Consider the following 23,794-nt stretch of genomic DNA (forward strand, 5'->3'; position numbering starts at 1 on the left):
CGTTCGCCGCGGCCGCTACGCTGCCGCGCTAGCATGCCGGCTCCTTCGCACAGGAGCCTGCCGTGACCGTTTCCGACAAGCGTCGTTTCCTCGCCGTGACCGGCGCCACGGGCGCCGCCGGCCTGCTGCCGCTGCTGGCGCCGCGGGCCTACGCCGCAGCGCCGCCGCTGCCCGCGCAACCGGCGCTGCTGACCGTCAGCGGCGCGGTCGGCAAGAGCAACCGCGGCGCCTTCGATCCGGTGATCGACCAGATGATGGGCAAGCACGGCATCCAGTTCGACAAGGCGTTCGCCTTCGATGCCGCGGCGCTGGCGCAGCTGCCGGCCGTGACCATCAAGCCGACCCTGGAGTACGACGCCAAGGTGCACGAGCTGCGCGGCCCGCTGCTGGCCACCGTGCTGGCCGCCGCCGGAGTGGGCAGCGGCACGCCGGTGAAGCTGGGGCTGCGCGCGGTCGACGGCTACAACGTGGGCCTGAGCCTGGCCGACGCGACGCGCTACCGGATGATCGTCGCGACGCACATCGACGGCCGGCCGATGGCGCTGGGCGGCTTCGGGCCGCAGTGGGCCGTCTACGAGGCCGACACCGTGTCGCCGTTCAAGGACAAGCCGCTGAAGCAGCGCTTCGGGCTGTGCCCCTGGGGCCTGTACCACATCGACGTCCAGGCCGGGTGAAGCCGACGAGGGCGGGCCGGGGAGGCCCGCGGAGGCTCCGGCGTGTCGTTCGATGGCGCCGGCCTGTCGTTCAATGGCTCCGGCCTGTCGTCGGTGGCGACGGCCTCAGGAACCGCTGACCTGCACGCCGGCGCCGCCGAGCAGCTGGCGCACCTGCTGTGCGAGCGAGCCGAACAGGCGGCCGGTCAGGCCCGGTTCGTCGCGGCCGAAGACGATGCGGTCGCAGCCGAGCTCGCGCGCGGTCTCGACGATCGTCGGCGCGCTGCGGCCGATGCGCACGGTGCTGGTGAACGGCAGCCCGGCCGCAGCCAGCAGGCCCTGCGCGAGCTGCAGGTCCTCGGCCCCGGCCTGCTGCTGCATCGCCTGCAGCTCGCCGGGCCGGAAGCACATCGCCACGTGGCTGGTGACACGCGGCTGCACGCGCAGCAGGTGCACGGTCACCGGTTCGTCGCGGCGCATGCCGAGCACTTCGTCGATCGCCGAGCGCGTGCGCGCCGGCTGGGCCGGATCGATCGGCATCAGGATGTGTTTCATGCCATGGTCCTCAGGCAGCCTCGGCCTGGCCCGCGGCGTCGTCGGGCTGCGGCTGGCGGCTCAGCAGCCACTTGCCGACCGCCACCACCAGCACCGCGCCGGCCGCCGGCACCACGTTGTGCAGCGCGTGCTGCTGCGCGGCCCAGCCGGCGATCGCCGGATCGCTCATCGCCATCTCGCCGGCCACCCAGCCCAGCAGGCCGGCGCCGAGCGTGATGATCACCGGGAAGCGGCCCATCAGCTTCAGGATCAGCGTGCTGCCGAAGATGATCAGCGGAATGCTGATGACGAGGCCGAAGACCAGCAGCGGCACATTGCCCTTGGCCGCGGCGGCGACGCCGATCACGTTGTCCAGGCTCATCACGAGGTCGGCGACGATGATGGTCTTGACCGCGGCGGCGAGGCTCGAGTGGCCTTCGAGGTGCTCCTCGCCGTCGTCGCCCTTGAGCAGGCCGATGCCGATCCACAAGAGCAGCGCGGCGCCCACCAGCTTCAGGTAGGGCAGGGTCAGCAGGTAGACGGCGAAGAACGTCAGCACGATGCGCAGCACGATCGCGCCGATGCTGCCGAACAGGATGGCCTGCTTCTGCTGGTGCGGCGGCAGCGAGCGCGACGCGAGCGCGATGACGACGGCGTTGTCGCCGCTGAGCACGATGTTGATCAGGATGATCTGGGCCAGGGCGACCCAGAAATCAGGACTGGACAGAAAGGACACGGCGACTCCTCGGCAAGGCCACGGAACCCCCCTCGGGTTCCACCTCGTGAAGGCTAAGGAGCCGCGCTGTCGCCTTACTGCCGCCGCGCTGTCAGCCAGTTGGCGCGAAGCTGTCAGCCAGCTGACAGTGCCAGACCGGCCGGTCCCGCTCAGGCCGCCGACCGCAGCGGGAAGAACACGCTGAAGGTATTGCCGATGCCGTCGGTGTCCTCTTCCAGCGTGATGCGGGCGCCATGCAGGGTGGCGATCTCGCTGACGATGGCCAGGCCCAGCCCGCTGCCGTCCTGCTGCGTGCCGAGCAGCCGGTGGAAGCGCTCGAAGATGCGCGCGCGCTCCTCGACCGGGATGCTGGGGCCGTCGTCGCTGATCGCCAGCCGGCCTTGCGGCGCGGCGCTGTCGCCGCCCGCGCTGCGTTCGACCCGCACCGTCACCCGCCCGCCGGAACGGCTGTAGCGGACCGCGTTGTCGATCAGGTTGTTGATCAGCTCGCGCAGCCGGTCGTGGTCGGCGTCGATCTGCAGCGGTGCATCGGCACCCTCGAAGCCGAGATCGATCCGATGCTTCAGCGCCTCGGGCACCCAGTCCATGCTGACCTCGAGCGCGAAGGCGTTGAGGTCCAGCGGCCGCAGCTGCATCGACGCCAGGGCACCCGGCTCGTTGCGCGCCAGCGAGAGCAGCTGCCGCACCAGGCGCGACAGGCGGTCGGCGCTGATGTACAGCTGCGCCAGCGAATGGCGCACGCGCTCGGGGTCGGTCTCGCGCAGCGCCATCTCGATCTGCGCCTTCAGGCCGCTGACCGGCGTCTTCAGCTGGTGCGCGGCATCGGCGACGAAGCGGTTCTGGAAGTCGAAGGTGCGGCCCAGGCGCGCCATCAGGTCGTTCACCTCGTCGACCAGCGGCCGCACCTCGCCCGGCACGTCGTGCGTGGCGATGGGGCTCAGGTCGAGGTGCGAACGGTCGGACACCGCATGGCGCAGGCGCTGCAGCGGCTGCAGCCCGCGCGAGACGCCGAACCACACCACCGCGGTGGCGGCCACGATCAGCGCCAGCTGCGGCAGCACGACGTTGGCCACCATCTCCCAGGCGAGCCGGCGGCGCTTGTTGAGCGTCTCGGCCACCTGCACCTGCACCAGCGGCGCGCCCGCGCCGGCATCGAGCGGCAGCTGCGCGACCATCATGCGCACCGGCTCGCCGCCGACCTCGTCGGCGTAGAAGCGTGGCTTCGCCGGCGCGGCCTGGCGCGGTGGCGGCAGCTGCGCATCGCCGCCGAGCAGGCGGCCGTCGGGCGCGCTGACGCGGTAGTGCAGCCGGTCCTCCGGATCGAGCAGCAGGATCTTGGCCGCCGCCTCCGACAGCTCCAGCGTCAGCCGCGGTCCGTCGGCCTTGACGTGCAGCACGATCTCGCGGCCGATCTCGTGCAGCGCGCGGTCGTAGGCCAGGTTCGAGAAGCGCTGCGAGTTCCACCACGCCGCCGCGGTGTCCAGCACCAGCAGCACGACCAGCGGCCCGAGCAGCCAGGCCAGCAGCTTGCGCTGCAGCCGCGGCTCAGGCCGCGTCATCGGCATGGTCCAGCAGGTAGCCCATGCCGCGCACGGTGCGGATCTCGCAGCCCAGCGGCTCGAGCTTCTTGCGCAGCCGGTACACGTGAACCTCGATCGCGTTGTCGCCGACTTCGTCGGCCCAGCCGTAGAGGTGGTTGACCATCTGCTCCTTGCTGACGACGCGGCCGCGCCGCAGCAGCAGCAGCTCCAGCACCGCGAGCTCGCGCGGCGACAGCTCGATCGGCCGCTTGTCCCAGAAGACGCGGCGGCCCACGGTGTCGAAGCGCAGCAGCCCGTGCTCGAGGAAGGGCGTGCTGTTGCTGCCGCGGCGCAGCAGCGCGCGCACGCGGGCCTCCAGCTCGGGCAGGTCGAAGGGCTTCGCGAGGTAGTCGTCGGCGCCGAGGTCGAGGCCGCGCACCCGGTCTTCCAGCGTGTCGAAGGCGGTCAGCATCAGCACCGGCACCGTAGAGCGGCGCGCGCGCAGGTTGCGCAGCACGTCGAGCCCCGACAGCTCGGGCAGGCCGATGTCGAGGATCGCGAGGTCGTAGATGCCCAGCGCCAGCGCGCGGTCGGCTTCCTCGCCGGTGCCGACGGTGTCCACCGCATGGGCGGACTGCACCAGCGCGCGCGACAGCGCGTCGGCCAGCACCTTGTCGTCTTCCACCAGCAGGATGCGCATCGTCTCGATGTCCGCGGCCGCAGCCGGCCGTGGCGCCGATCGTAGCGGAGGGCCGCGCGGCTTCAGCCGCCGTCGGTCAGCGCCGCCAGCAGCGTTTGCCGCAACCAGGTCTCGTAGCGGTCGGGCGTCCAGCCGGACTCGTGCACCAGCTTCGTGTAGATCTCGCGGGCGGTGTACAGCCACATCAGCGTGGCTGCGGTGTCGGGGTCGAGACCGGGACGCGCGCGCCCGGCGCGGAACAGCGCGTCGATGCGCGCCTGCTGCATCTCGCGCCGCAGGGCCTCGAAGGCCTGCTGCGTCTTGCGCAACTCGGGCGAGAAGGCGGAGGCCTTGATCAGCAGGCTCAGGTCGGCGCTCTGGCCCTCGTAGATCGCACGCGCGACCTCGGCGGTCAGCGCGATGCGCTGGACCGCGTCCTCGACGCCGGCCAGGCGCTGCTGCGCGGCCTGGAAGCGCGGGCCGAACATCGCGCCGCGCATCAGCGCGTTCAGCAGGCCGGACTTCGACTTGACGGTGGCGTAGACGGTCGCCTCCGACACCCCCGCGCGCTCGGCGATCTGCGCGATCGTCGTCGCGTCGATGCCCTTGCGCGAGAACAGGAAGCGACCGGCGTCGAGCACCTTCGCCCGGGTGCGGTCGGCCGCCGCGTCGCGATGCGCCGATGCATAGGACCGCTTGCCAGTGTTTGCCATATTCAATACAGTCAACTACATTCAATATGCGGGAGCCGCGATGACCTTCGAAGCCTACATCAGCAACATCCACGCGAAGACCGGCAAGACGCCGAAGGACTTCCACGACGAGGCGGTCGCCGCCGGCGTGCTCGGGCCGGACACGCGCACGATGGTCTTCGTCGACTGGCTCAAGCAGCACAGCGGACTCGGCCATGGGCATGCGATGGCCGTCTGGGAGGCCTTCCGGCGCAATGGCTGGCTGCCAGCGGCCGCACCCAAGGCGGCACGCAAGACAACATCCCGGCCGGCACCCACCGCCGCAAGCAAGGCGCCGCAGCGGAGGGTCCGGTGAGCGCGGGGGGCCTGTCAGCCACCGCGGCGATCGATGCCGCGCCGGCGCGGCTGCGCCGGCGCATCGGCATCGGCCTGTCGGCGCTGGCCACGCTGTTCTTCCTGCTCGACGCGGCGGGCAAGCTGTTCCGCCTCGCGCCGGTGATGCAGGGCACGGTCGACATCGGCTGGCCGGCGACCGCCGTCGTGCCGCTGGGTCTGCTGCTGCTGATCGGCGCGGTGCTGCATGCGGTGCCGCGCACGGCGGTGCTGGGCGCGATCTACCTCACCGGCTTCCTCGGTGGCGCGATCGCGACGCACTACCGCATCGGCTCGCCCCTGTTCAGCCACGTGCTGTTCGGCGTTTACGTGGCGCTGGTGATGTGGGGCGGGCTGGTGCTGCGCCAGCCGCGCCTGCTGCAGGTGCTGACCGGGCAGTCGCCGCGTCCGTGACGCCGGGCTGCTGGTCGGCCGCAGCGCGCGGGCCTATAGAATCTCGCCCCTCGATTGGGAACCTGGACGATCAGATTGGACATGACAGTCGCGCCGAAGGCACGCTTCGGCCAAGCAGAGGGCGCACCGAAGCGCCAGCGAGCATCCGCCGCGGCGTCGAAGCCGGTCGGCCCGGCGATCCCCGTCTTCAGGACCGTCCTGGTCGCTTCCGTCGGCTGGCCCACCGAGGCATCGATCCCCGGCACGCGCAAGCGCCCGGCGAAGCGTTGATCGGCCGGGTCCACCGCGCGGTCCGCGCGGTGGCCGCTCCAGTTTCGCGCTAGAACCAGCGGCGGTCTGCGGCAGGTCGTCGAAGCCGGGCCCGCAGCGTGCCGCAGCGCCTGCACACGGTGCAGTTGCAGGCGGTGGCCGATTCCGGCTCGCCATCGAAACGCCATTGCACGGCGCCGCAGTGACAGGATCCTCGCAGCATGGGTGTCTTTCGGATGCGCCGTTCGCGGGGCCGTTCAGGGTTTGTGAAACGCGTGCACGACGAAGCGCATCGGTGATTCGTCGAACAGGCGCCACTGCGGGATCGGGTTGGGCTGCGGGTGCCAGTAGACGCCCGTCCGGGTGACCGGCACGATCTTGGTCAGTCGTTCCGGCCCCGTGACGGTGAAATTCGCGGCCACCTTTTCCCGCTGCCGCAGGATGTCGATCGCGTGGGCATGCAGCCACTCTTCGGCGCTTTCGCCGGGGCTGGCGGTGTGACCGCGCTGGCGGCTGCCCGAGAAGTGGGTGTAGCCGCCGAGCTCGAATTCGCGGGCGGTGGGCGGCCGGTCGACCATGAACAGCACGTACCAGCCCGCGGTCAACCGTCCGGGCGCGAAGCCGATGCGGCGCTCGAGCTCCGCCGCATTGGCCAGGTCGCCGAGGCAATGGCGCTTGGTGAAGTAGCCGGCACGTTGCACCGGCACGCCGACCGCCAGGGCGTCCGGGCTCGTCGAGCCGCTGGAACTCATGGCATTCCTCCTTGCGAGCTGGCGATCTTCTCATCGCGCCCGCGGCACGCTCATCCTCAGGACGCGGGAATCGCGACCGCGCCGCCGCGCTTCGCGGCCTCGAGCACAACCTGCGTCGTGAAGCTGCGCACATTGGCATCGTGCAGCAGGCACTGCGCGCAGAAGGTTTCGTAGGCGGCGAGGTCGGCCAGCACCACGATCAGCACGTAGTCCACGTTGCCGGCCACGCCGTAACACTGCTGCACCTCGGGCCGCGCGACCAGGCGGTCGCGGAAGGCGTGCGACGCGCGGGCCGATTCGTCGATCAGATCGACATGCACGATCGCGGTCAGCCCGAGGCCGAGCGCCGCGCAATCGAGCTGCGCGGTTTCGGCGGTGATGACGCGGGTCTCGCGCAGGCGCTTGAGCCGGCGTTGCACCGCCGCGGCGGACAGACCGACCGTCGCGCCGATCTGCTCGGCGGGCAGGCGGGTGTCGCGCTGGTACAGGTCGAGGATGCGGCGGTCGAGCGCGTCGAGGGTCATGGGCGTGGGCGAGGGCGGCGGTTGCGCCGCATCGGCAGGGGGCCGAACGCGGCTTGGCCGCAGCGGCGGGGGCGCGATCGCGGCCGGACGCCGCACCTGCCCGCCGACACTGCGGCGCATGCCGATTATCGAGACCCCTCCACCCCGTCCCCATCGCCTGTCGCTCGAGGCCATCGACGCCGCGGCGACGCTGATCCATCCGCTGTTCCGCAACAGCCCGCAGTTCGAGTGCGAGCCGCTCGCGCACGCCGTTGGCGCCGCATCGCTGCTGCTGAAGCTGGAGACGGCGAACCCGCTGCGCTCGTTCAAGGGCCGCGGCGCCGACTTCTTCATGCACCGCAATGCCGCGTCGCTCGCCGGCCGCACGCTGGTCTGCGCCACCGCCGGCAACTGGGGCCAGGCGATGGCGTGGGTGTGCCGCGCCCGCGGCTGGCCGCTGGTGGTCTACAGCGCGACCACCGCCAACCCGTTGAAGCTCGAGCGCATGCGCGCGATGGGCGCCGAGGTGCGGCTGGTCGGCGACGACTTCGATGCCTCGAAGGACGCGGCGCGGCGCTTCTGCGACGAGTCGGGCGCCGTCTTCGTCGAGGACGGCCGCGATGCCGCGATCGCCGAAGGCGCCGGCACGATCGGTGTCGAGCTGCTCGCCGGCGGCGGCCCGCCGGCCTTCGACGTGCTGCTCGTGCCGCTGGGCAACGGCGCGCTGCTGACCGGCGTCGGCCGCTGGGTCAAGGCCCACGCGCCCGGCGTGCAGGTGATCGGCGTCGCGGCCGCCGCGGCCGATGCGATGGCGGTGTCGTGGCGCGAAGGCCGCGTGATCGACCGCGACAGCGCCCGCACGATCGCCGACGGCATCGCCGTGCGCCGCCCGGTGCCCGAGGCGGTCGCCGACATGGCCGGCACGGTCGACGACGTGCTGCTGGTGAACGAGGCGTCGATCGAGCGGGCGATGAAGCTCGTCTTCGCCACGGCGGGTCTGGTGGTGGAGCCGGCGGGTGTCGCCGGCATCGCCGCGGCGATCGAGCATGCGCCGCTGCGCGGCCGGCGCCTGGCCACGGTGCTGTGCGGCAGCAACCTCACCGAAGCGCAGATGGCGCGCTGGCTCACGCTTTGACCCTGATTCCAGACTCACCCGGAGAACAACGATGATCGATCACCTGTCCCTCGGCACGCGCCGCTACGTCGAGTCCGTCGCCTTCTACCAGCGCGTGCTCGCGCCGCTGGGCCTGCAGCTGCTGCGCGACACCGGCCAGGAGGCCGCTTTCGGCACGCCGGAGCGCTGGTGCTTCTTCCTCTACCCGGTGCCGGCGGACGAGGCGGTCGTCGCCGGCCGCGGCACCCACGTCGCGTTCGCCGCACCGTCGCGCGCGGCGGTGCAGGCCACGCATGCGGCGGCGCTGCAGCAGTCGGGCCTCGACATCTTCACGCCGCGGCAGCGGCCGGACATCAGCGAGACCTACTTCGGCGCGATGTTCAGCGACCCGGACGGGCACCGGATCGAGGTGACGACGAACGCGGGCTGAGAGGCTGGGAGTCTTTCGGACCTATTCAAGCTTCCAGACGTACTCGACGATCGTCGTCCCCTCCACGGGCTTGCCATCGTCCGTGCCCGGCGTGAACGGGCACTGCATCAAGGCGACGAGCGCGGATGCATCGAGCAGCTTGTGGCCGACGGTCGTCCCAGATGACTTGGTGATTTCCGCGTCGGCGACCTTGCCATCCGGGGCGACCCGGAAGACGAGGCGCGTGGTGCCGGTCGCCTCGGCGCGCACGGCAGCGGCCGGGTATTCGGGGCGTTTGCAGCCGTTGATCCGGACCATCGGCCCGGTGCGCGTGGATCGCTTGCCGTCGGGCGCCGCCGCATTGGCCAGCGCGCTCACCGTGCGCGGCGTCAGCGGCGGGATCGGTTCGGCCAGCACGGCAGCCTGGATGCATCGATCGGCGGTTTCACCCGCCACCGCGCCGGGGTCGGCTACCAGGCACGCGCACGCCCGCTCACGCACCGCTTTCAAGGACAGCGATGGAATCTGCTCCCGCGTTTCGCCCCCGTTGAGGATCAGTGCGCACCGCTGAACGGCTGCCGCCTTGTCGTCCTGCGCATTGGCGGTGGCGGCGAGCAGAGCGCACAGGGCGCCTGAGAGTGGTTTGAGCATGGCATGGGTAGACATGGCGACAGCGCACGCGGAGCGGCATTCGCCCCGTCCGCCCGCAAGCCTTCTACGGCCGCGACCGGCGGGGCGATTCTCGCCGGGCTAGCATCGCCCCCTCTCTTTCGCCCGGCCTCCGCATGAAGATCGATTTCGTCTCCGACGTCGCCTGCCCTTGGTGCGCCGTCGGCCTCAACGCGCTCGAGCGGGCGCTCGAACGCCTCGGCCCCGATGTCCCCGTCGAGCTGCACTTCCAGCCCTTCGAGCTGAACCCGCAGATGCCGCCCGAGGGGGAGGACACGGTCGAACACCTGTCGCGCAAGTACGGGTTGACGCCGGACCAGCTGGCGAAGAACCGCGAGGGCCTGCGGCAGCGCGGCGCGTCGGTGGGCTTCGCGTTCGGCGAGCGGCCGCGCGTGTGGAACACCTTCGACGCCCATCGCCTGCTGCACTGGGCCGGGCTGCAGAGCCCGGCCGCGCAGCGCGCGGTGAAACATGCGCTGCTGAAGGCCTACCACGGCGACGCGCGCAATCCCGGCGCGCCGGACGTGCTGGAAGCGGCGGCCGTCGAGGCCGGCCTCGATGCGGCGCAGGCGCGCGAGGTGATCACCTCCGGCGCCTATGCCGACGAGGTGCGCGCGGCCGAGCGCCACTGGCAGCAGCTGGGCATCAGCGCGGTGCCGTCGGTGATCATCAACGACCGCCATCTGATCCAGGGCGGCCAGCCGCCCGAGGTGTTCGAGGACGCGCTGCGGCGGCTGGCGGCACAGGCAGCCTGAGCGGGCCGGCCGCTCGACAAAGTTCGCAGCGGGCCACTGCCGCCGGCGCGCCGGCTGCTACATTGCGCGGCCCGCCGCCGCCCTGAACAGGCCGCGGCGCGATCTGCCGCTTTGTCCCGCATGAACCCCGAACGCCGCCAGACCTTCGCCACCGCCGCCGCCGCGCTGGCCGCCGGGCTGGCCCCCTGGCCGGTGCAGGCGGCCGATCCGCAGCCGGTGCCCTGGCCGAAGAACCGCCCGACGCCGCCGCTTGCGCTGCCGGCGCTCGACGGCCCGCCCTGGGACCTGGCGTCCGCGCGCGGCCAGCTGCTGGTGCTGAACTTCTGGGCCAGCTGGTGCGAGCCCTGCCGCAGCGAGATGCCGTCGCTGGAACTGCTGGCCGAGCGGCACCTGGCGCAGAAGCTCGCGGTGGTCGCGATCAACTTCCGCGAGAACGAGGCGGCGATCCGCCGCTTCGTGCAGCAGACGGCGCTGACGTTGCCGATCGTGCGCGATGTCGACGGGGCCGCCGCGCGCGCGTTCGGCGTGCGCATCTTCCCGTCGACGGTGCTGATCGGCCGCGACGGCCGAGCCGTCTTCACCGTCACCGGCGAGGTCGACTGGACCGGGCCTCAGGCCCGGCGCTGGATCGCGACCTGGCTGTAGCTACAAATTCCATGAACCCCGGAGGACCCTCATGACCCTGCGTTCCACCACCCGCCGAGCACTGCTGCTGCAGGGCGCCACCGCGACGCTGCTGCCGCTGGCCGCCAGCCGCGCCGTCGCACAGGCCGCCGCCGCAGCCGCGGCGCCACGCCGCTTCGAACCGCAGGTCGACGGCTGGCGCACCTTCGAGGTCACGACCACCGTCAGCGTGCCCGAGGCCCAGGGCACGACGCGCCTGTGGTTGCCGGTGCCGTCGCTCGACAACGACTGGCAGCGCTCGATCGACAACGCCTGGAGCGGCAATGCCGCGAACGCGCGGCTCGAGTCCGACGCGGCACACGGCGTGCGCATGCTGGTGGCGGAGTTCCCGGCCAGCGTGAAGCAGCCGACGCTGACGATGGTCAACCGGGTGCAGACGCGCAACCGTGCGGTCGACTGGTCGCGCGCGCAGAAGGTGGCGGCCGATCCGGCCGAGCTGCGTGCGGCGCTGCAGCCGGCCGAGCTGATGCCGCTGGACGGCATCGTGCGCCAGACCGCGCTCGACGCCACGCGCGGCGCATCCACCGACATCGACAAGGTGCGCGCGCTGTACCGCTGGGTGGTGAGCAACGCGCACCGCGAGCCCAAGGTGCGCGGCTGCGGCACCGGCGACATCAAGACGATGCTGGAAACCGGCAACCTGGGCGGCAAGTGCGCCGACCTGAACGCGATCTTCGTCGGCCTGTGCCGCTCGGTCGGCGTGCCGGCGCGCGATGTCTACGGCCTGCGGCTGGTGCCCTCGGCCTTCGGCTACCGCGAGCTGTCCGGCAACCCGGCGAACCTGAAGGGCGCCCAGCACTGCCGCGCCGAGGTCTTCCTGAAGGCCCACGGCTGGGTGGCGATGGACCCGGCCGACGTGCTGAAGGTGATGCGCCAGGAAACGCCCGAGTGGATCAAGGACACGGCGCATCCGCTGGTCGCGCCGGTGGCCAAGGGCCTTTTCGGCAGCTGGGAAGGTAACTGGCTCGGCTACAACGACGCGCACGACGTGCGCCTGCCGGGCGCCAAGGGCACGCTGCCCTTCCTGATGTACCCGCAGGGCGAGAACGCGCAGGGGCGCTTCGACGAGCTGGCGCCGGACAGCTTCAGGTACACGATCAGCGCGCAGGAGCTGAAGGCGTGACGCGCGCTGGCCAGCGGAGAGCTTCGTCTCTGCGTCGAATCAGACGACGCCGGGGATGAACCGGTACCGGACGCGCGCCGCATAGTTGGCGTACTCGTCATCGACACCGCGCAGGTGATCCTCCTCGGTGATGGCGCGCAGCACGTAAAGCAGGGTCCACCCCGCGACGGTGGCCATGGCGGTGACCCCGGCTGCCAAGGACTGCTTGAACGCCACCTCGACGAAGGGGATGGAGCCGATCCACCAGGCCATGTTCTTGGCGGTGTAGGCCGGATGGCGAATCCATGCGTAGGGGCCGCGGCTGATGATGCCGCGGTGTGTCAGGTTGCTGGCCTTGAGCCCCAAGGCCACCGAGGCGCTGGCATAGAACGCCATCAGCGCCAGCAGCAGCACGTTCAGCGCCACGTGCGTCATCGGGTCCTCGAACTTGGGAAAGTCGGTGACGCTGGAGCCGAGGATCGCGCCGGTGAGCTGGTTGAAAGGCGGATAGCACAGGAGCGCCGCCGTCCATCCGAGCAGGGTCGGGTCGACCGAGCGGATCTCGTTGTTCAGGCGCGGCGATTCGACCAGGTAGCCGACCGTGAAGACCAGCACGTCCGCGAACAGGATGACCTTCATCGCGAACCAGTAGCCGTGCCGGTTGAACAGCTCGAGCCAACCGGGCTGTTGCTCGACGCTGGCGACGATGGCCAGGCCGTTGTCGATGGCGCCCAGCACGTGCTGAACCAGCGCCATCACCATGAAGGGCCCGAAGAAGGCCTTCAGCAAGGTGGTGAGCACGGCGACACGATCTTCGCGGCTCAGCCGATTCTTGAAAGCGGCGGCGGGTGACCTCAGGAATACCAGGATCACCGCAAAGAAGCGCAGCGACTTCGACCGTTTGGGTCGTTCTTCGATCAGGTAGTAGGCCACCAGCCCCAGCGCATAGGCGGCTGCGGCCCAGGCCAGGAACTCCCAGCCCTTCAGGACCAGGTCTCCACCGAATCGCAGCGTCGCCAGCATCAACTTGCGGTTGTGCGGCGCCAGCGCGTAGGCCGCGCAGGCCAGCACGACCACCGCTGCCGCCGCTGCGATGTTGAACCAGCGCAGCGAGAGGCTCGATCCGCGAGTCAGGACAAGTTGGTCGCTCATCGACTTGGGTCAGCGGTCTGAATACGAGTATCCGGCGTTGATCCCGGGTCGCCAGCGATGCGCCCATGAAAAAACCCCGCTGGGCGGGGTTTGTTCGGTCAGGGCGGAAAGCGCCTCGGCGTTTCAGACCTGACGCGACTTGCGGCGGAACGCGAAGCCGGCGCCGACGAGGCCCAGGCCGAACAGGGCCAGGCCGCTCGAACTGGGCTCCGGGATCTCGCCGGACGTCGAAGACTGGCCCGAGGTGCTGGTCGAGGACGTCGACGACGTGCTGCTCAGGCCGATGTCCTGCGAGTACAACGAACCGAGCTTCTTGTCGTTGCAGATATCCGGACCGTCCTTGTTCTTCGGGTCCTTCTTGCAGTCGGTCTTCGTGCCATCTTCGCTCCACATGATCTGCAGGTGGGGCAGGACCGAACCGTCCAGGAACCCGGCGCCGAGCGATGCGCCGGTGATGTCGATCTGGAACATCATGACCGCCGCGACGCCGATGTTCGGATCGGTGTCGAAGCAGACCGAACCGGTTTCGCCGACGTTGGTGTTGCACAGGTTGCCGTTCAGTTGGGCCTGTACGCCGGGTGTGCTCTGGCCCGGCAAGGTCGGGTCGTAGATGGCCGTCGCCGACACGCCGAGCTGCGAGAAATCGACGCCGAGGTTCTTGAAATCGAACGCCGCCAGGAAGTTGGCGCCGGCCCAATCGCCCGTCAGCGCGTCAGCTCCCTGGATCTCGAAGGTGAAGGTGTCGCTGTCGACCGTCGTGATGATGAAGGTGGCGCCCTGGAAGGTCGAGCTGAACATGACCGCTGCCTGCGAGAGCGGTGCGAGGACCGCAGCGGCAGCCAGGGCCGTCGCCGCGAGGATTGGCTTGAGCTTCATGACGGTCCTCCTAGGATGTTACGACCAGTCACGAACGGACTAGCAAGTCCTAGGCCATTCCTCCCAAGTGATTGATTTCACGCAGATGACGTTTCTGACCGAGCGTTCAGCCGCGAACCTCTGTAAAGAAGTCCGACGGGACGCGGTTGTCGACAGGTTGGTTCGCGGACCCGCCGGACTGCCCGCACCAATGCAAGCGGCCGTCCGGTGCACCGTGGCACCGGACGGCCGCTCGCGGAGGGGCCGTGCTTACTTGATGACTTGCTTCGTTGCGCTCGAGCTGTTGCCGGCGGCGTCTCGCGCTACGACCTTCAGCGTGTATGTGCCGGCCCTCAGGTTCTTGGTGTTCCACTTGTACGACAGCGAACCGCCGGTGGCGGTGGTCGTCAGCGAGCCGTTGATGTAGAGCGACTGCGTGATGCCGGCGCTGCCCATGTTGTCGGTGGCACTGGCGCTGACGGTCAGGCTGGCGACGGTCAGCGAGCTCAGGGTCGGGCTCAGGATCGTCACGACCGGCGGCGTGGTGTCGGCGGCGACGACCGTATTGGCGACGTTCACCGCCACGGTCGTGGACGAGGCGACGTTGCCGGCGGCGTCGTAGGCCGTGGCCACCAGGTTGGCCATGCCGTTGCTGACCTTCGTCGAATCCCAGCTGAAGGCGAAGGGGCTCGCGGTGTCGGTGGCGACCAGCGTGCCGTTCACGCGCAGCTCGACCTTCGCGACGCCGACGTTGTCCGTCGCCGTCACATTGACAGGCACCAACCCCGACACCGTGCTGCTGCCCAGCGGGGCCGAGATGGCCACCTGCGGGGGCGTGGCGTCGACCGTGGTTGTCGGCGTGGCCGTGGCGGCGGCTCTCACGGCGGCCGCAGCGTCCACGCGGCCATAGCCGTAGTAGGGGTCGCGGCCAGCCGTGCCCAGGTCGACGGCGGTCTGGTACAACAGCTTCTCGATGTCGGCGGCCGGCAGCGCGGGGTTCGCCGCCATCATCAGCGCGATCGTGCCCGAGACGATCGGCGTCGCGAGCGAGGTGCCGTTGTAGATGCCGTACCCGCCGCTGCGCGCAGTGGAATAGATGTTCGTCCCGGGGGCCGACATGGCGACGAAGGCGCCATAAGTGCTGGTGGACGTGCGCGTGTCGTTCGACTCGGTGGACCCGACAGGGATCATCGTCGTCGTGGGCGCGACGTTGTCGACGGCCCCGGTGTTGCCGGCGGCGACAACCACCAGGCCGCCCTTGTTCTTCATGTACTGGGCCGCGTTCTGCACGGCCGAGCTGAAGGGCAGGCCGGAGAAGCTGATGCTGGCGACACGCGCGCCCCGATCGGCGGCCCAGATGATCGCCTGGGAGATCACGCTGTAGAACGAGGCGCCGGTGCTGTCGGTGATGACCAGCGGCATGATCTTCGCCTGGCCCGCGACGCCGGCGACGCCGACGCCGTTGTTGGTGATCGCGGCGGCCGCGCCGGCCACCGGCGTGCCGTGGCCCTGGAAGTCGGACGTGTCGGCGTTGTTGTTGAACGTGTTCCAGCCCGGCACCATCTTGGCAGCCAGGTCCGGGTGCGCGCCGTTGACCCCGGTGTCGAGCACGGCGATGGTGATGCTGGAGCCCTGGCTCGTGTCCCAGGCCGTCGCCGCGCCGATCTTGCCGAGGTGCCAGGCGCTGCCGAAATAAGGGTCGTTGGAAGCCGCGGCCGGCGCGACGCGCCGGTCGAGCTCGGCGAACTTCAGGTGCGGGTTGTGCTTCAGCTGCGCCAGCACGGCGGTTTCCGACGCGTTGCCCGACAGCTCGACGACGTGCAGGTCGCTCTGGCCGATGCGGCGCGCCTTGCCGCCATGCGGCTTCAGCGCCTTGTCGAGGTCGGCGGCACTGAGGCCGGCGCGTGTCATCACCAGCAGGCGGCCCTTGGCCCATTCACCGGATTCCTGCGCGGCGGCGATTCCTGTGTGCGACAGCGCCGCCAGGGTGGCGAGGACGAGGGCGGTTTGCGAGAGACGGCGAAACGTGCGCACAGAGTTACTTCCTTGCCGGGGCGGGCGCCCAGACACTCATGGGCTTCAGGAGGTGCGGTGGCCGGGAGGGCCGCCGCACCGGGGAATTTCAAAGGCCGCTGCCTTCGAGCTGGTTCGTGCAGAAAGCAGGCCAGTGCAGGCGCGGTCTTACGGTCGGAAACAACATCGTCTTGCGAGCCGGCGATTCGTGAAACTCAGCACGGCAAAAAGCCGGCATGGAATCCGCGATGCGGCAAACGAGACGATGGGGGACGATTTTGCAAGGTGTCGGATGACAAACATTGCTGGTTGACCCGCCACGGCGCGTCCATCTTGTAAGCAACTGAGACATGATTGCCACATTGCGGCGGCAGCGCCGGGCCGCTTTCAAGCGGCGGGCTGCATGCCGGCGACGGCGCTGCGGAAGCGGTCGCGAATCGTCGCGAAGGCCTGCAGGTACTGCGGGTAGCGCTGGTCGCGCCAGGCGATCTTCAGGGCGTCGCTGATGTAGGCCTCGGTCGGGTGGTCGCGGAAGCGCGATACCGACCAGCCCATGCCGAACGGGTTGTGCGCGACGCTGCGCCAGGGCTGGGTCGCCAGCAGCAGCGACGCGGCCCGTTCCATCAGGAAAACCTTGCGTTGAGCGCCCAGCACGCCCGAGCTCGGATAGCTGGTGGCGGCGGTCAAGGCGGCCTTCAGCTCGCCATCGGCCCCTTCGCAGATCGCGAACATCGCCTCGTTCAGCGCCAGCCAGGCGCGCCAGAACGCCGGCCGCGCGACGAAGTAGTTCGAGAACACCGTCTGCCGCGAATCCATCACCAGGTTGCGCAACGGCACCGGGCGGCCGATGTGCGAGAGGAAGGCTTCGTAGGCCGCGATGAGGCCGGCATCGAAGGTCTCGCCCTGTTCGAAGACGTTGAGGAAGAACGCGCCCATGTCGGGCTGCGGCGAGAACAGCACGACGTCCGCGGTCGGCGCGGCCTCGCGCACGAAGGCCTGCACCTGCTCGTGCGTCAGGCTGGTCTTGAAGCCGAATTTCGGCGAGAAGAAGCCGTAGAAGGCGTCGTCGTCGAGCGTGGCCTCGCGCAGGAAGCGGCGGATCGGCCAGTACTCGTACCAGTCGGGGCGTTCATTCGCCAGGTTGTCGAGCAGCGCATAACCCGGTTCGAGCTGCTCGAGCGTCGCCTGCGAGTAGGCGATCTGGTACAGGTGGACGGCCGTTTCCATGGAACGGCAGTCTCGCCGCGCCCGCCGGATCCGAAAGCGCGAACAGCGCCCGGGTTGGGGCGCTGTTCGGGGTCGCGGGCCGGCAAGGGGCCGAAGCCCCAAGCCGTCCGCATGCGGCTTGCCTCAGATCAGGACGTTGCCGCGCAGCAGGTCGTCGTCGAGCGCCGAGCGCTGGGCCGGCAGCACCGCGGCCGCCGGTGCGGCGTCGCCGCCGCCGCTGCCGCCGAGCAGCTCGCCGCTCGGGCCGGACAGCAGCTCGTCGATCTGCGGCGCCCCGGCGTGGGCGGACGGGTCGCGGTTGAACCAGACGTCCGCCAGCTCGTGCGTCGCGCCGTCGGCCGTCGTGTAGCTGGACACCAGGCCGACGCGGTTGCCGTTGTCGACGTGGTGGCCGACCGCGGCATCCAGGTTGAGGCCGGTGATGCCCAGCTCGACCAGGCCCTTCAGCTCGCCGAGGTCGGTCTTGCCATCGTGGTTCGCGTCGACCCACACCTTGAGCTCGCCGAAGGCCGCGTCGCTGGCGTTGATCACGCCGTCGCCGTTGCTGTCCTCGGCGGCCAGCGCCACGAAGCCGTTGCCCGCGCGGTGGCCCCCGTGGGCGTCCGCCAGCTGCGTGCCGGTGCCGTAGAGCTCGCGGCCGTCGTCGATGACGCCGTTGCCGTTGCGATCGCGCACCAGCAGGCCGTCGTTGCCGCCGACCCAGCCGAAGCGGTCCACCTTGCCGGTGCCGGCGACGTCGAACAGCACGCCGTCCGCCGCGGCGCGCGTCTGCACGCCATGGCCGTCGAGGTCGAGCACCAGCGGCGTGGCGCTCATCAGCGCGTCGATCTGCGCGTTCGACATCACCTGGATGTCGGCGGCCTCGAACGCGTTGACCTGGGCCGTCGTCATCGCGGCGATGTCGGCGGTCTCCAGGCCGACGATCTGCGCGGTCTGGAAGGCGACGATCTGGGCCGTCGTCAGGTTGTCGATCTGCGCCGTCGTGAAGGCGGCGATCTGGCTGGTCGTCAGCGCGGCGAAGTTGGCGGTGGAGATGCCGGCCACCTGCGCGCTGGTGAGCGCACCCCACTGCGAGGTCGACAGTGCGTTCAGGTCCGACGAACCCATCGCGTTGAGCTGCGTCGCGCTGAAGGAGGCGATGCTCGCCGTCGTCAGTGCGGCCAGCTGCGTCGTCGTCAGCGCCGCGGCTTCCGCGGTGCCGAAGGCGGCGACCTGCGTCGGGCTGAGCGCGGCGAAGTCCGCCGAGTCCATCGCGCCGATGTGGCCGGTGTTGAACGCGGCGATCTGCGCGGTCGTCAGGCCGCCGAGCTGCACGCTGGTCAGCGCGACGAACTCGTTGGTCGTGAACGCATCGATCTGCGCCGTCGTGAAGCCGCGGATCTGCGCGGTGCCCAGCGCGGCCAGGTCGGTGGTCTCCAGGCCGGCGACCTGCGTGGTCGTCAGGCCGGCGATCTGCGACGAGGCCATCGACGCGAACTGCGCGGTGGTCAGCGCGTTGAGGTCGCTGGTGCCGAGGCTGGACAGCTGCGCGGTCGTCAGCGCACGGACCTGGTCGGTCTCCAGCGCCACCAGCTGCGTCGTCGACAGGCCGTCGAGCTGCGTCGTCGTGAGCGCCGCGACCTGCGCGGTGCCCAGCGCGGCCAGCGTCGTCGTCGACAGCGTCGCGAGGTCGGCGGTGGCGAAGCCGCGGATCTGCGCGGTGGACAGCGAGGCCCACTGCGCCGTGCTCATCGCGGCCATCTCGGACGTGCTCATCGCGTCGAGTTGCGTCGTCGTGAAGCCGCGCAGCTGGGCGGTCGACAGCGACGCGAGGTCGGTCGTCTCCAGGTTCGCGACCTGCGTCGTCGTCAGGCCGGCGAGCTGGCCGGTGGTCAGTGCGGCGAACTGCGCGGTGCTCAGCACGTTCAGGTCGGCCGTGCCCATGCTCGACAGCTGGGCGGTCGTCAGTGCGCGGACCTGGTCGGTCTCCAGCGCGACGAGCTGCGTCGTCGTCAGGCCGTCGAACTGCGTCGTCGTCAGCGCGGCGATCTGGCCGGTGCCGAGCGCGGCGAGCGTGGTGGTCGACAGCGTCGACAGATCGCTGGTGCCGAAGCCGCGGATCTGCGCGGTCGACAGCGAGGCGAACTGGCTGGTCGACAGCGACGCCATCTGCGCGGTGCTCAGCGCATCGAGCTGGGTGGTGGTGAAGCCGCGCAGCTGCGAGGTCGACAGCGCCGCGAGGTCGGCCGTCTCCAGGTTCGAGACCTGCGTGGTGCCGAGGCCGGACAGCTGGCTGGTGCGCAGCGCGCCGAACTGGGCGGTGGTGAAGGCGTTCAGGTCGGCCGTGCCCATGCTGGCGAGCTGCGCGGTGCCCAGCGCGCCCATCTGCACGGTGGTCAGCGCGACCAGCTGCGTGGTCGACAGCGAGTCGAGCTGCGCGGTGGTCATGCCGGCGACCTGGCCGGTCGACAGCGCGGCGATGGCGGCGGTCGACAGGGAGGCGAAGTCAGCCGTCGCGATGCCGGCGGTCTGCGCGGTGGTCAGCGCAGCCATCTGGGCCGAGCTGAAGGCGGCCAGCTGGGCGGTCGTCAGCGCATCGATCTGCGAGCTGGAGAAGCCGGCCATCTGCGCCGTGCCCAGCGCGGCCAGGTCGGCCGTCTCCAGGTTGGTGATCTGCGTGGTCGTCAGCTTGTTGATCTGGCTGGTGGCCATCGACGCGAACTGCGCGGTGGTCAGCGCGTTCAGGTCGGCGGTGGCCAGGCTGGACAGTTGCGCGGTCGTCAGCGCACGGACCTGGTCGGTCTCCAGCGCGACGAGCTGCGTCGTCGACAGGCCGTCGATCTGCGTCGTCGTGAAGGCGGCGACCTGCGCGGTGCCGAGCGCGGCCAGCGTGGTGGTCGACAGGGTCGACAGGTCGGACGTGCCGAAGCCGCGCACCTGGCTGGTCGACAGCGAGGCGAACTGGCTGGTCGACATAGCAGCCATCTGGCTGGTCGTCAGCGCGTCCAGCTGCGTGGTCGTGAAGCCGCGCAGCTGGGCGGTCGACAGCGCGACGAGGTCGGCGGTCTCGAGGTTCGAGACCTGCGTGGTCGTCAGGCCGGCGAGCTGGCCGGTGCCGAGCGCGGCGAACTGCGAGGTGACCAGCGCATTGAGGTCGGCCGTGCCCATGCTCGAGAGCTGGGCGGTCGTGAGCGCACGGACCTGGTCGGTCTCCAGCGCGACGAGCTGCGCCGTCGTCAGGCCGTCGAGCTGCGTCGTCGTCAGCGCGGCGATCTGGCCGGTGCCGAGCGCGGCGAGCGTGGTGGTCGACAGCGTCGACAGGTCGCTGGTACCGAAGCCGCGGATCTGCGCGGTCGACAGCGAGGCGAACTGGCTGGTCGACAGCGAGGCCATCTGCGCGGTGCTCAGCGCATCGAGCTGGGTGGTGGTGAAGCCGCGCAGCTGCGAGGTCGACAGCGCCGCGAGGTCGGCCGTCTCCAGGTTCGAGACCTGCGTGGTGCCGAGGCCGGACAGCTGGCTGGTGCGCAGCGCGCCGAACTGGGCGGTGGTGAAGGCGTTCAGGTCGGCCGTGCCCATGCTGGCGAGCTGCGCGGTGCCCAGCGCACCCATCTGCACGGTGGTCAGCGCGACCAGCTGGGTGGTCGACAGCGAGTCGAGCTGCGCGGTGGTCATGCCGGCGACCTGGCCGGTCGACAGCGCGGCGATGGCGGCGGTCGACAGCGAGGCGAAGTCAGCCGTTGCGATGCCGGCGGTCTGCGCGGTGGTCAGCGCGGCCATCTGGGCCGAGCTGAAGGCGGCCAGCTGGGCGGTCGTCAGCGCATCGATCTGCGAGCTGGAGAAGCCGGCCATCTGCGCCGTGCCCAGCGCGGCCAGGTCGGCCGTCTCCAGGTTGGTGATCTGCGTGGTCGTCAGCTTGTTGATCTGGCTGGTGGCCATCGACGCGAACTGCGCGGTGGTCAGCGCGTTCAGGTCACTGGTGCCGAGGCTGGACAGCTGGGCGGTCGTCAGCGCGCGGACCTGGTCGGTCTCCAGCGCGACGAGCTGCGTCGTCGACAGGCCGTCGATCTGCGTCGTCGTGAAGGCGGCGACCTGCGCGGTGCCGAGCGCGGCCAGCGTGGTGGTCGACAGGGTCGACAGGTCGGACGTGCCGAAGCCGCGCACCTGGCTGGTCGACAGCGAGGCGAACTGGCTGGTCGACAGCGAGGCCATCTGCGCGGTGCTCAGCGCATCGAGCTGGGTCGTCGTGAAGCCGCGCAGCTGCGCGGTGCCGAGCGCGGCGAGGTCGGCGGTCTCGAGGTTCGAGACCTGCGTGGTCGTCAGGCCGGCGAGCTGGCCGGTGCCGAGCGCGGCGAACTGCGAGGTGACCAGCGCATTGAGGTCGGCCGTGCCCATGCTCGAGAGCTGGGCGGTCGTCAGCGCGCGGACCTGGTCGGTTTCGAGCGCCACGAGCTGCGTGGTCGTCAGGCCGTCGAACTGCGTGGTCGTCAGCGCGCCGATCTGGGCGGTGCCCAGCGCGGCGAGCGTGGTGGTCGACAGGGTGGACAGGTCGCTGGTGCCGAAAGCCCGGATCTGCGCGGTCGACAGCGAGGCGAACTGGCTGGTCGACATCGAAGCCATCTGCGCGGTGCTCAGCGCATCGAGCTGGCTGGTGCTGAAGCCGCGCAGCTGCGCGGTCGACAGCACGGCGAGGTCGGCGGTGTCGAGGCTGGACACCTGCGTCGTCGTCAGGCCGGCGAGCTGGCCGGTGCGCAGCGCGCCGAACTGGGCGCTGGTGAACGAATTCAGATCGGCCGTGCCCATGCTCGCCAGCTGCACGGTGGTCAGCGCGGCGATCTGGTTGGTCGCCAGCGCGACCAGCTGCGTCGTCGACAGCGAGTCGAGCTGCGCGGTCGTCATGCCGGCGATCTGGGCGGTCGACAGCGCGGCCAGCGCGCTGGTCGACAGCGACGCGAAGTCCGACGACGCGATGCCGCCGGTCTGCGCGGTGCTCAGTGCGGCGAGCTGGGCCGAGCTGAACGCGGCCAGCTGCGCGGTCGTCAGCGCATCGATCTGCGTGCTGGTGAAGCCGGCCATCTGCGCCGTCGACAGCGCGGCGAGGTCGGCGGTCTCGAGGCCGCCGACCTGCGTGGTCGTCAGCTTGTTGATCTGGCTGGTCGACAGCGCGGTGAACTGCGCGGTCGTGAAGGCGTTGAGGTCGGCGGTCGCCAGGCTGGACAGCTGGGCGGTGGTCAGCGCGCGGACCTGGTCGGTCTCCAGCGCGACCAGCTGGGTCGTCGTCAGGCCGTCGACCTGCGTCGTCGTCAGCGCGGCCACCTGGGCCGTGCCGAGCGCGGCCAGCGTGGTGGTCGACAGCGTCGACAGGTCGGCGGTGCCGAAGGCGCGCACCTGGCTGGTCGACAGCGAGGCGAACTGGCTGGTCGACAGGGTGGCCATCTGCGCGGTGCTCAGCGCGTCGAGCTGGGCGGTGCCGAAGCCGCGCAGTTGCGAGGTCGACAGCGCGGCCAGGTCGGCCGTCTCCAGGCCGGCGACCTGCGTCGTCGACAGGCCGGCCAGCTGCGAGCTGCGCAGCGCGGCGAACTGGGCCGTGCCGAAGCTGTTCAGGTCAGCGGTCGCCAGGCTGGACAGCTGGGCGGTCGACAGGCCGCCGAGCTGGGCCGTCGTCAGCGCGACGAGCTGGTTGGTCGACAGGCCGTCGACCTGCGCGGTGGTCAGCGCGCCGATCTGCGCGGTGCCCATCGCCGAGACCATGGTCGTCGACAGCGCGGCGAGGTCGGCCGTGGCGATGCCGCGCACCTGCGAGGTCGACAGCGACGCGAACTGGCTGGTCGAGAAGGCCGACAGCTGGGCGGTCGACAGCGCGTCGAGCTGGGCGGTCGAGAAGCCGCGCAACTGCGCGGTGGACAGCGCGGCGAGGTCGGCCGTCTCGAGGTTGGCGACCTGCGTCGTCGACAGGCCCGCCAGCTGGCTGGTGCGGAAGGCGGCGAACTGCGCGGTGGTCAGCGCGTCGAGCGTCGACGTGCCCAGCGACGTCAGCTGCGCGGTGCTCAGCGCGGCGACCTGGTCGGTCTCCAGCGCCACCAGCTGCGAAGTCGACAGCGCGCCGAGCTGGCCGGTGGTCAGCCCGGCGATCTGGCCACTGCCCATGGCCGCCAGGGTCGTCGTGCTCAGGGTCGTGAAGTCGCTGGTCGCCAGGCCGCGCAGCTGCGTGGTGGTGAGCGCGGCGAACTGGCTGGTGCTCAGCGCCGCGAGCTCGCTGGTGGTCAGCGCGTCGAGCTGGGTGCTGGTGAAGCCGCGGACCTGGGCGGTCGACAGCGCCGCGAGGTCGGCGGTCTCGATCGCCACCAGGTTGCTGGTCGTCAGCGCTGCCAGGCCGCTGGTCGGGATCGCCGCGAACTGACCGGTCGTCAGCGCCACGATCTGCGCCGTCGAGAAGGCGGCCCAGTCTTCCGTCGTCAGCCCGGCGAGCGTGCTCGTCGACAGGCCGGCGATCTGGGCGGTGGTCAGGTTCGGAATGTTGGTGGCCATCTCGGAATCCTCTTGGCGCGAATCTGTCGGCGGTTCAGGTTTGTCTGCTTGGAGAACCGTCGCGACGCCCCAAAGCGGTGCGCCCTTTCAGCTCTACCTTCGTCCGGTTATCGGGCCTGACTTTCTGTAACTTGAGCCGCGCAACGGAATAGCCGCCGGAATGCCAACTTTTTCGGGCGATCCGTGCGGGGTCCCGGCGGGCGGGC

At 70.4% G+C, this 23,794-nt stretch carries 22 protein-coding genes; 8 read left to right on the top strand and 14 right to left on the bottom strand.

From position 1 onward, the window contains the following. The first annotated feature begins 62 nt into the window (after nucleotides 1–62). Complete coding sequence (locus tag P1K89_RS29635) at nucleotides 63–674, top strand: putative pterin-binding protein (RefSeq protein WP_439898054.1); 612 nt, start codon at nucleotides 63–65, stop codon at nucleotides 672–674. A gap of 105 nt (nucleotides 675–779) precedes the next feature. Here P1K89_RS29635 and P1K89_RS29640 read toward each other — a convergent pair whose 3' ends face one another. The 5 genes from P1K89_RS29640 to P1K89_RS29660 form a co-directional block, all read right to left on the bottom strand. After that, nucleotides 780–1,208, bottom strand: coding sequence for a universal stress protein (locus tag P1K89_RS29640; protein WP_284620153.1), 429 nt, complete (start codon nucleotides 1,206–1,208; stop codon nucleotides 780–782). 10 nt (nucleotides 1,209–1,218) lie between these two features. After that, a complete protein-coding gene (locus tag P1K89_RS29645) occupies nucleotides 1,219–1,923 on the bottom strand; it encodes a TerC family protein (protein WP_284620154.1) in 705 nt (234 codons plus the stop codon). Between the two features lie 149 nt (nucleotides 1,924–2,072). Further along, on the bottom strand, nucleotides 2,073–3,482 hold the full coding sequence (locus P1K89_RS29650; RefSeq protein ID WP_284620155.1) for a sensor histidine kinase: 1,410 nt from the start codon (nucleotides 3,480–3,482) through the stop codon (nucleotides 2,073–2,075). Then, nucleotides 3,469–4,143, bottom strand: a complete 675-nt coding sequence (locus P1K89_RS29655) for a response regulator transcription factor (protein ID WP_284620156.1) — start codon at nucleotides 4,141–4,143, stop codon at nucleotides 3,469–3,471. Before P1K89_RS29655 ends, P1K89_RS29650 begins: the two co-directional genes overlap by 14 nt. A 62-nt stretch (nucleotides 4,144–4,205) precedes the next feature. Continuing rightward, nucleotides 4,206–4,835, bottom strand: a complete 630-nt coding sequence (locus tag P1K89_RS29660; RefSeq protein ID WP_284620157.1) for a TetR/AcrR family transcriptional regulator — start codon at nucleotides 4,833–4,835, stop codon at nucleotides 4,206–4,208. A 40-nt stretch (nucleotides 4,836–4,875) separates the two neighbouring features. Here P1K89_RS29660 and P1K89_RS29665 point away from each other — a divergent pair, with 40 nt between their 5' ends. After that, nucleotides 4,876–5,169, top strand: coding sequence for a DUF4287 domain-containing protein (locus P1K89_RS29665; RefSeq protein ID WP_284620158.1), 294 nt, complete (start codon nucleotides 4,876–4,878; stop codon nucleotides 5,167–5,169). After that, the gene (locus P1K89_RS29670) at nucleotides 5,166–5,600 is read left to right on the top strand and encodes a DoxX family protein (protein WP_284620159.1); all 435 of its coding nucleotides are present in this window, start codon (nucleotides 5,166–5,168) and stop codon (nucleotides 5,598–5,600) included. Before P1K89_RS29665 ends, P1K89_RS29670 begins: the two co-directional genes overlap by 4 nt. A 319-nt stretch (nucleotides 5,601–5,919) precedes the next feature. Here P1K89_RS29670 and P1K89_RS33405 read toward each other — a convergent pair whose 3' ends face one another. From P1K89_RS33405 to P1K89_RS29680, 3 genes are read right to left on the bottom strand one after another with little or no spacing between them, the layout of a single operon-like run. Next, nucleotides 5,920–6,072 (bottom strand): GFA family protein, encoded by a 153-nt coding sequence (locus P1K89_RS33405; protein ID WP_439898055.1) that lies wholly within the window; start codon nucleotides 6,070–6,072, stop codon nucleotides 5,920–5,922. Nucleotides 6,073–6,106: 34 nt separating this feature from the next. Then, nucleotides 6,107–6,601, bottom strand: coding sequence for a hypothetical protein (locus tag P1K89_RS29675; protein WP_284620160.1), 495 nt, complete (start codon nucleotides 6,599–6,601; stop codon nucleotides 6,107–6,109). 56 nt (nucleotides 6,602–6,657) lie between these two features. Further along, a complete protein-coding gene (locus tag P1K89_RS29680; protein ID WP_284620161.1) occupies nucleotides 6,658–7,125 on the bottom strand; it encodes an Lrp/AsnC family transcriptional regulator in 468 nt (155 codons plus the stop codon). Between the two features lie 118 nt (nucleotides 7,126–7,243). On the opposite strand from P1K89_RS29680, the gene P1K89_RS29685 reads away from it, so the two are divergent. Together P1K89_RS29685 and P1K89_RS29690 are read left to right on the top strand one after the other, a co-directional pair. Continuing rightward, nucleotides 7,244–8,239, top strand: coding sequence for a threonine ammonia-lyase (locus P1K89_RS29685; RefSeq protein WP_284620162.1), 996 nt, complete (start codon nucleotides 7,244–7,246; stop codon nucleotides 8,237–8,239). A gap of 31 nt (nucleotides 8,240–8,270) precedes the next feature. Continuing rightward, a complete protein-coding gene (locus P1K89_RS29690) occupies nucleotides 8,271–8,648 on the top strand; it encodes a VOC family protein (RefSeq protein ID WP_284620163.1) in 378 nt (125 codons plus the stop codon). A 21-nt stretch (nucleotides 8,649–8,669) separates the two neighbouring features. On the opposite strand, the gene P1K89_RS29695 is transcribed toward P1K89_RS29690, so the two are convergent. Further along, the gene (locus P1K89_RS29695) at nucleotides 8,670–9,278 is read right to left on the bottom strand and encodes an energy transducer TonB (RefSeq protein WP_284620164.1); all 609 of its coding nucleotides are present in this window, start codon (nucleotides 9,276–9,278) and stop codon (nucleotides 8,670–8,672) included. A gap of 134 nt (nucleotides 9,279–9,412) precedes the next feature. Here P1K89_RS29695 and P1K89_RS29700 point away from each other — a divergent pair, with 134 nt between their 5' ends. The 3 genes from P1K89_RS29700 (at nucleotide 9,413) to P1K89_RS29710 (ending at nucleotide 11,858) form a co-directional block, all read left to right on the top strand. After that, entirely contained in the window at nucleotides 9,413–10,051 is a 639-nt protein-coding gene (locus P1K89_RS29700; protein ID WP_284620165.1) for a DsbA family oxidoreductase, read from the top strand. Between the two features lie 120 nt (nucleotides 10,052–10,171). Beyond that, complete coding sequence (locus tag P1K89_RS29705; protein WP_284620166.1) at nucleotides 10,172–10,696, top strand: TlpA family protein disulfide reductase; 525 nt, start codon at nucleotides 10,172–10,174, stop codon at nucleotides 10,694–10,696. Between the two features lie 31 nt (nucleotides 10,697–10,727). After that, on the top strand, nucleotides 10,728–11,858 hold the full coding sequence (locus P1K89_RS29710) for a transglutaminase-like domain-containing protein (RefSeq protein WP_284620167.1): 1,131 nt from the start codon (nucleotides 10,728–10,730) through the stop codon (nucleotides 11,856–11,858). A 39-nt stretch (nucleotides 11,859–11,897) separates the two neighbouring features. On the opposite strand, the gene P1K89_RS29715 is transcribed toward P1K89_RS29710, so the two are convergent. The 5 genes from P1K89_RS29715 to P1K89_RS29735 all read right to left on the bottom strand — a co-directional run bounded on the left by P1K89_RS29715 (nucleotide 11,898) and on the right by P1K89_RS29735 (nucleotide 23,588). After that, nucleotides 11,898–12,914, bottom strand: coding sequence for a methyltransferase family protein (locus P1K89_RS29715; protein WP_284620168.1), 1,017 nt, complete (start codon nucleotides 12,912–12,914; stop codon nucleotides 11,898–11,900). A 198-nt stretch (nucleotides 12,915–13,112) separates the two neighbouring features. After that, nucleotides 13,113–13,865, bottom strand: coding sequence for a PEP-CTERM sorting domain-containing protein (locus P1K89_RS29720; protein ID WP_284620169.1), 753 nt, complete (start codon nucleotides 13,863–13,865; stop codon nucleotides 13,113–13,115). Nucleotides 13,866–14,114: 249 nt separating this feature from the next. Next, nucleotides 14,115–15,914, bottom strand: coding sequence for a S8 family serine peptidase (locus tag P1K89_RS29725; RefSeq protein WP_284620170.1), 1,800 nt, complete (start codon nucleotides 15,912–15,914; stop codon nucleotides 14,115–14,117). A gap of 330 nt (nucleotides 15,915–16,244) precedes the next feature. Further along, entirely contained in the window at nucleotides 16,245–17,084 is an 840-nt protein-coding gene (locus tag P1K89_RS29730; RefSeq protein WP_284620171.1) for a hypothetical protein, read from the bottom strand. A 123-nt stretch (nucleotides 17,085–17,207) separates the two neighbouring features. Then, complete coding sequence (locus P1K89_RS29735; RefSeq protein WP_284620172.1) at nucleotides 17,208–23,588, bottom strand: SPM autocatalytic domain-containing protein; 6,381 nt, start codon at nucleotides 23,586–23,588, stop codon at nucleotides 17,208–17,210. Nucleotides 23,589–23,794: the final 206 nt, after the last annotated feature.

It is taken from the genome of Aquabacterium humicola, assembly GCF_030167915.1.
GTDB lineage: Bacteria > Pseudomonadota > Gammaproteobacteria > Burkholderiales > Burkholderiaceae_C > Pseudaquabacterium > Pseudaquabacterium humicola.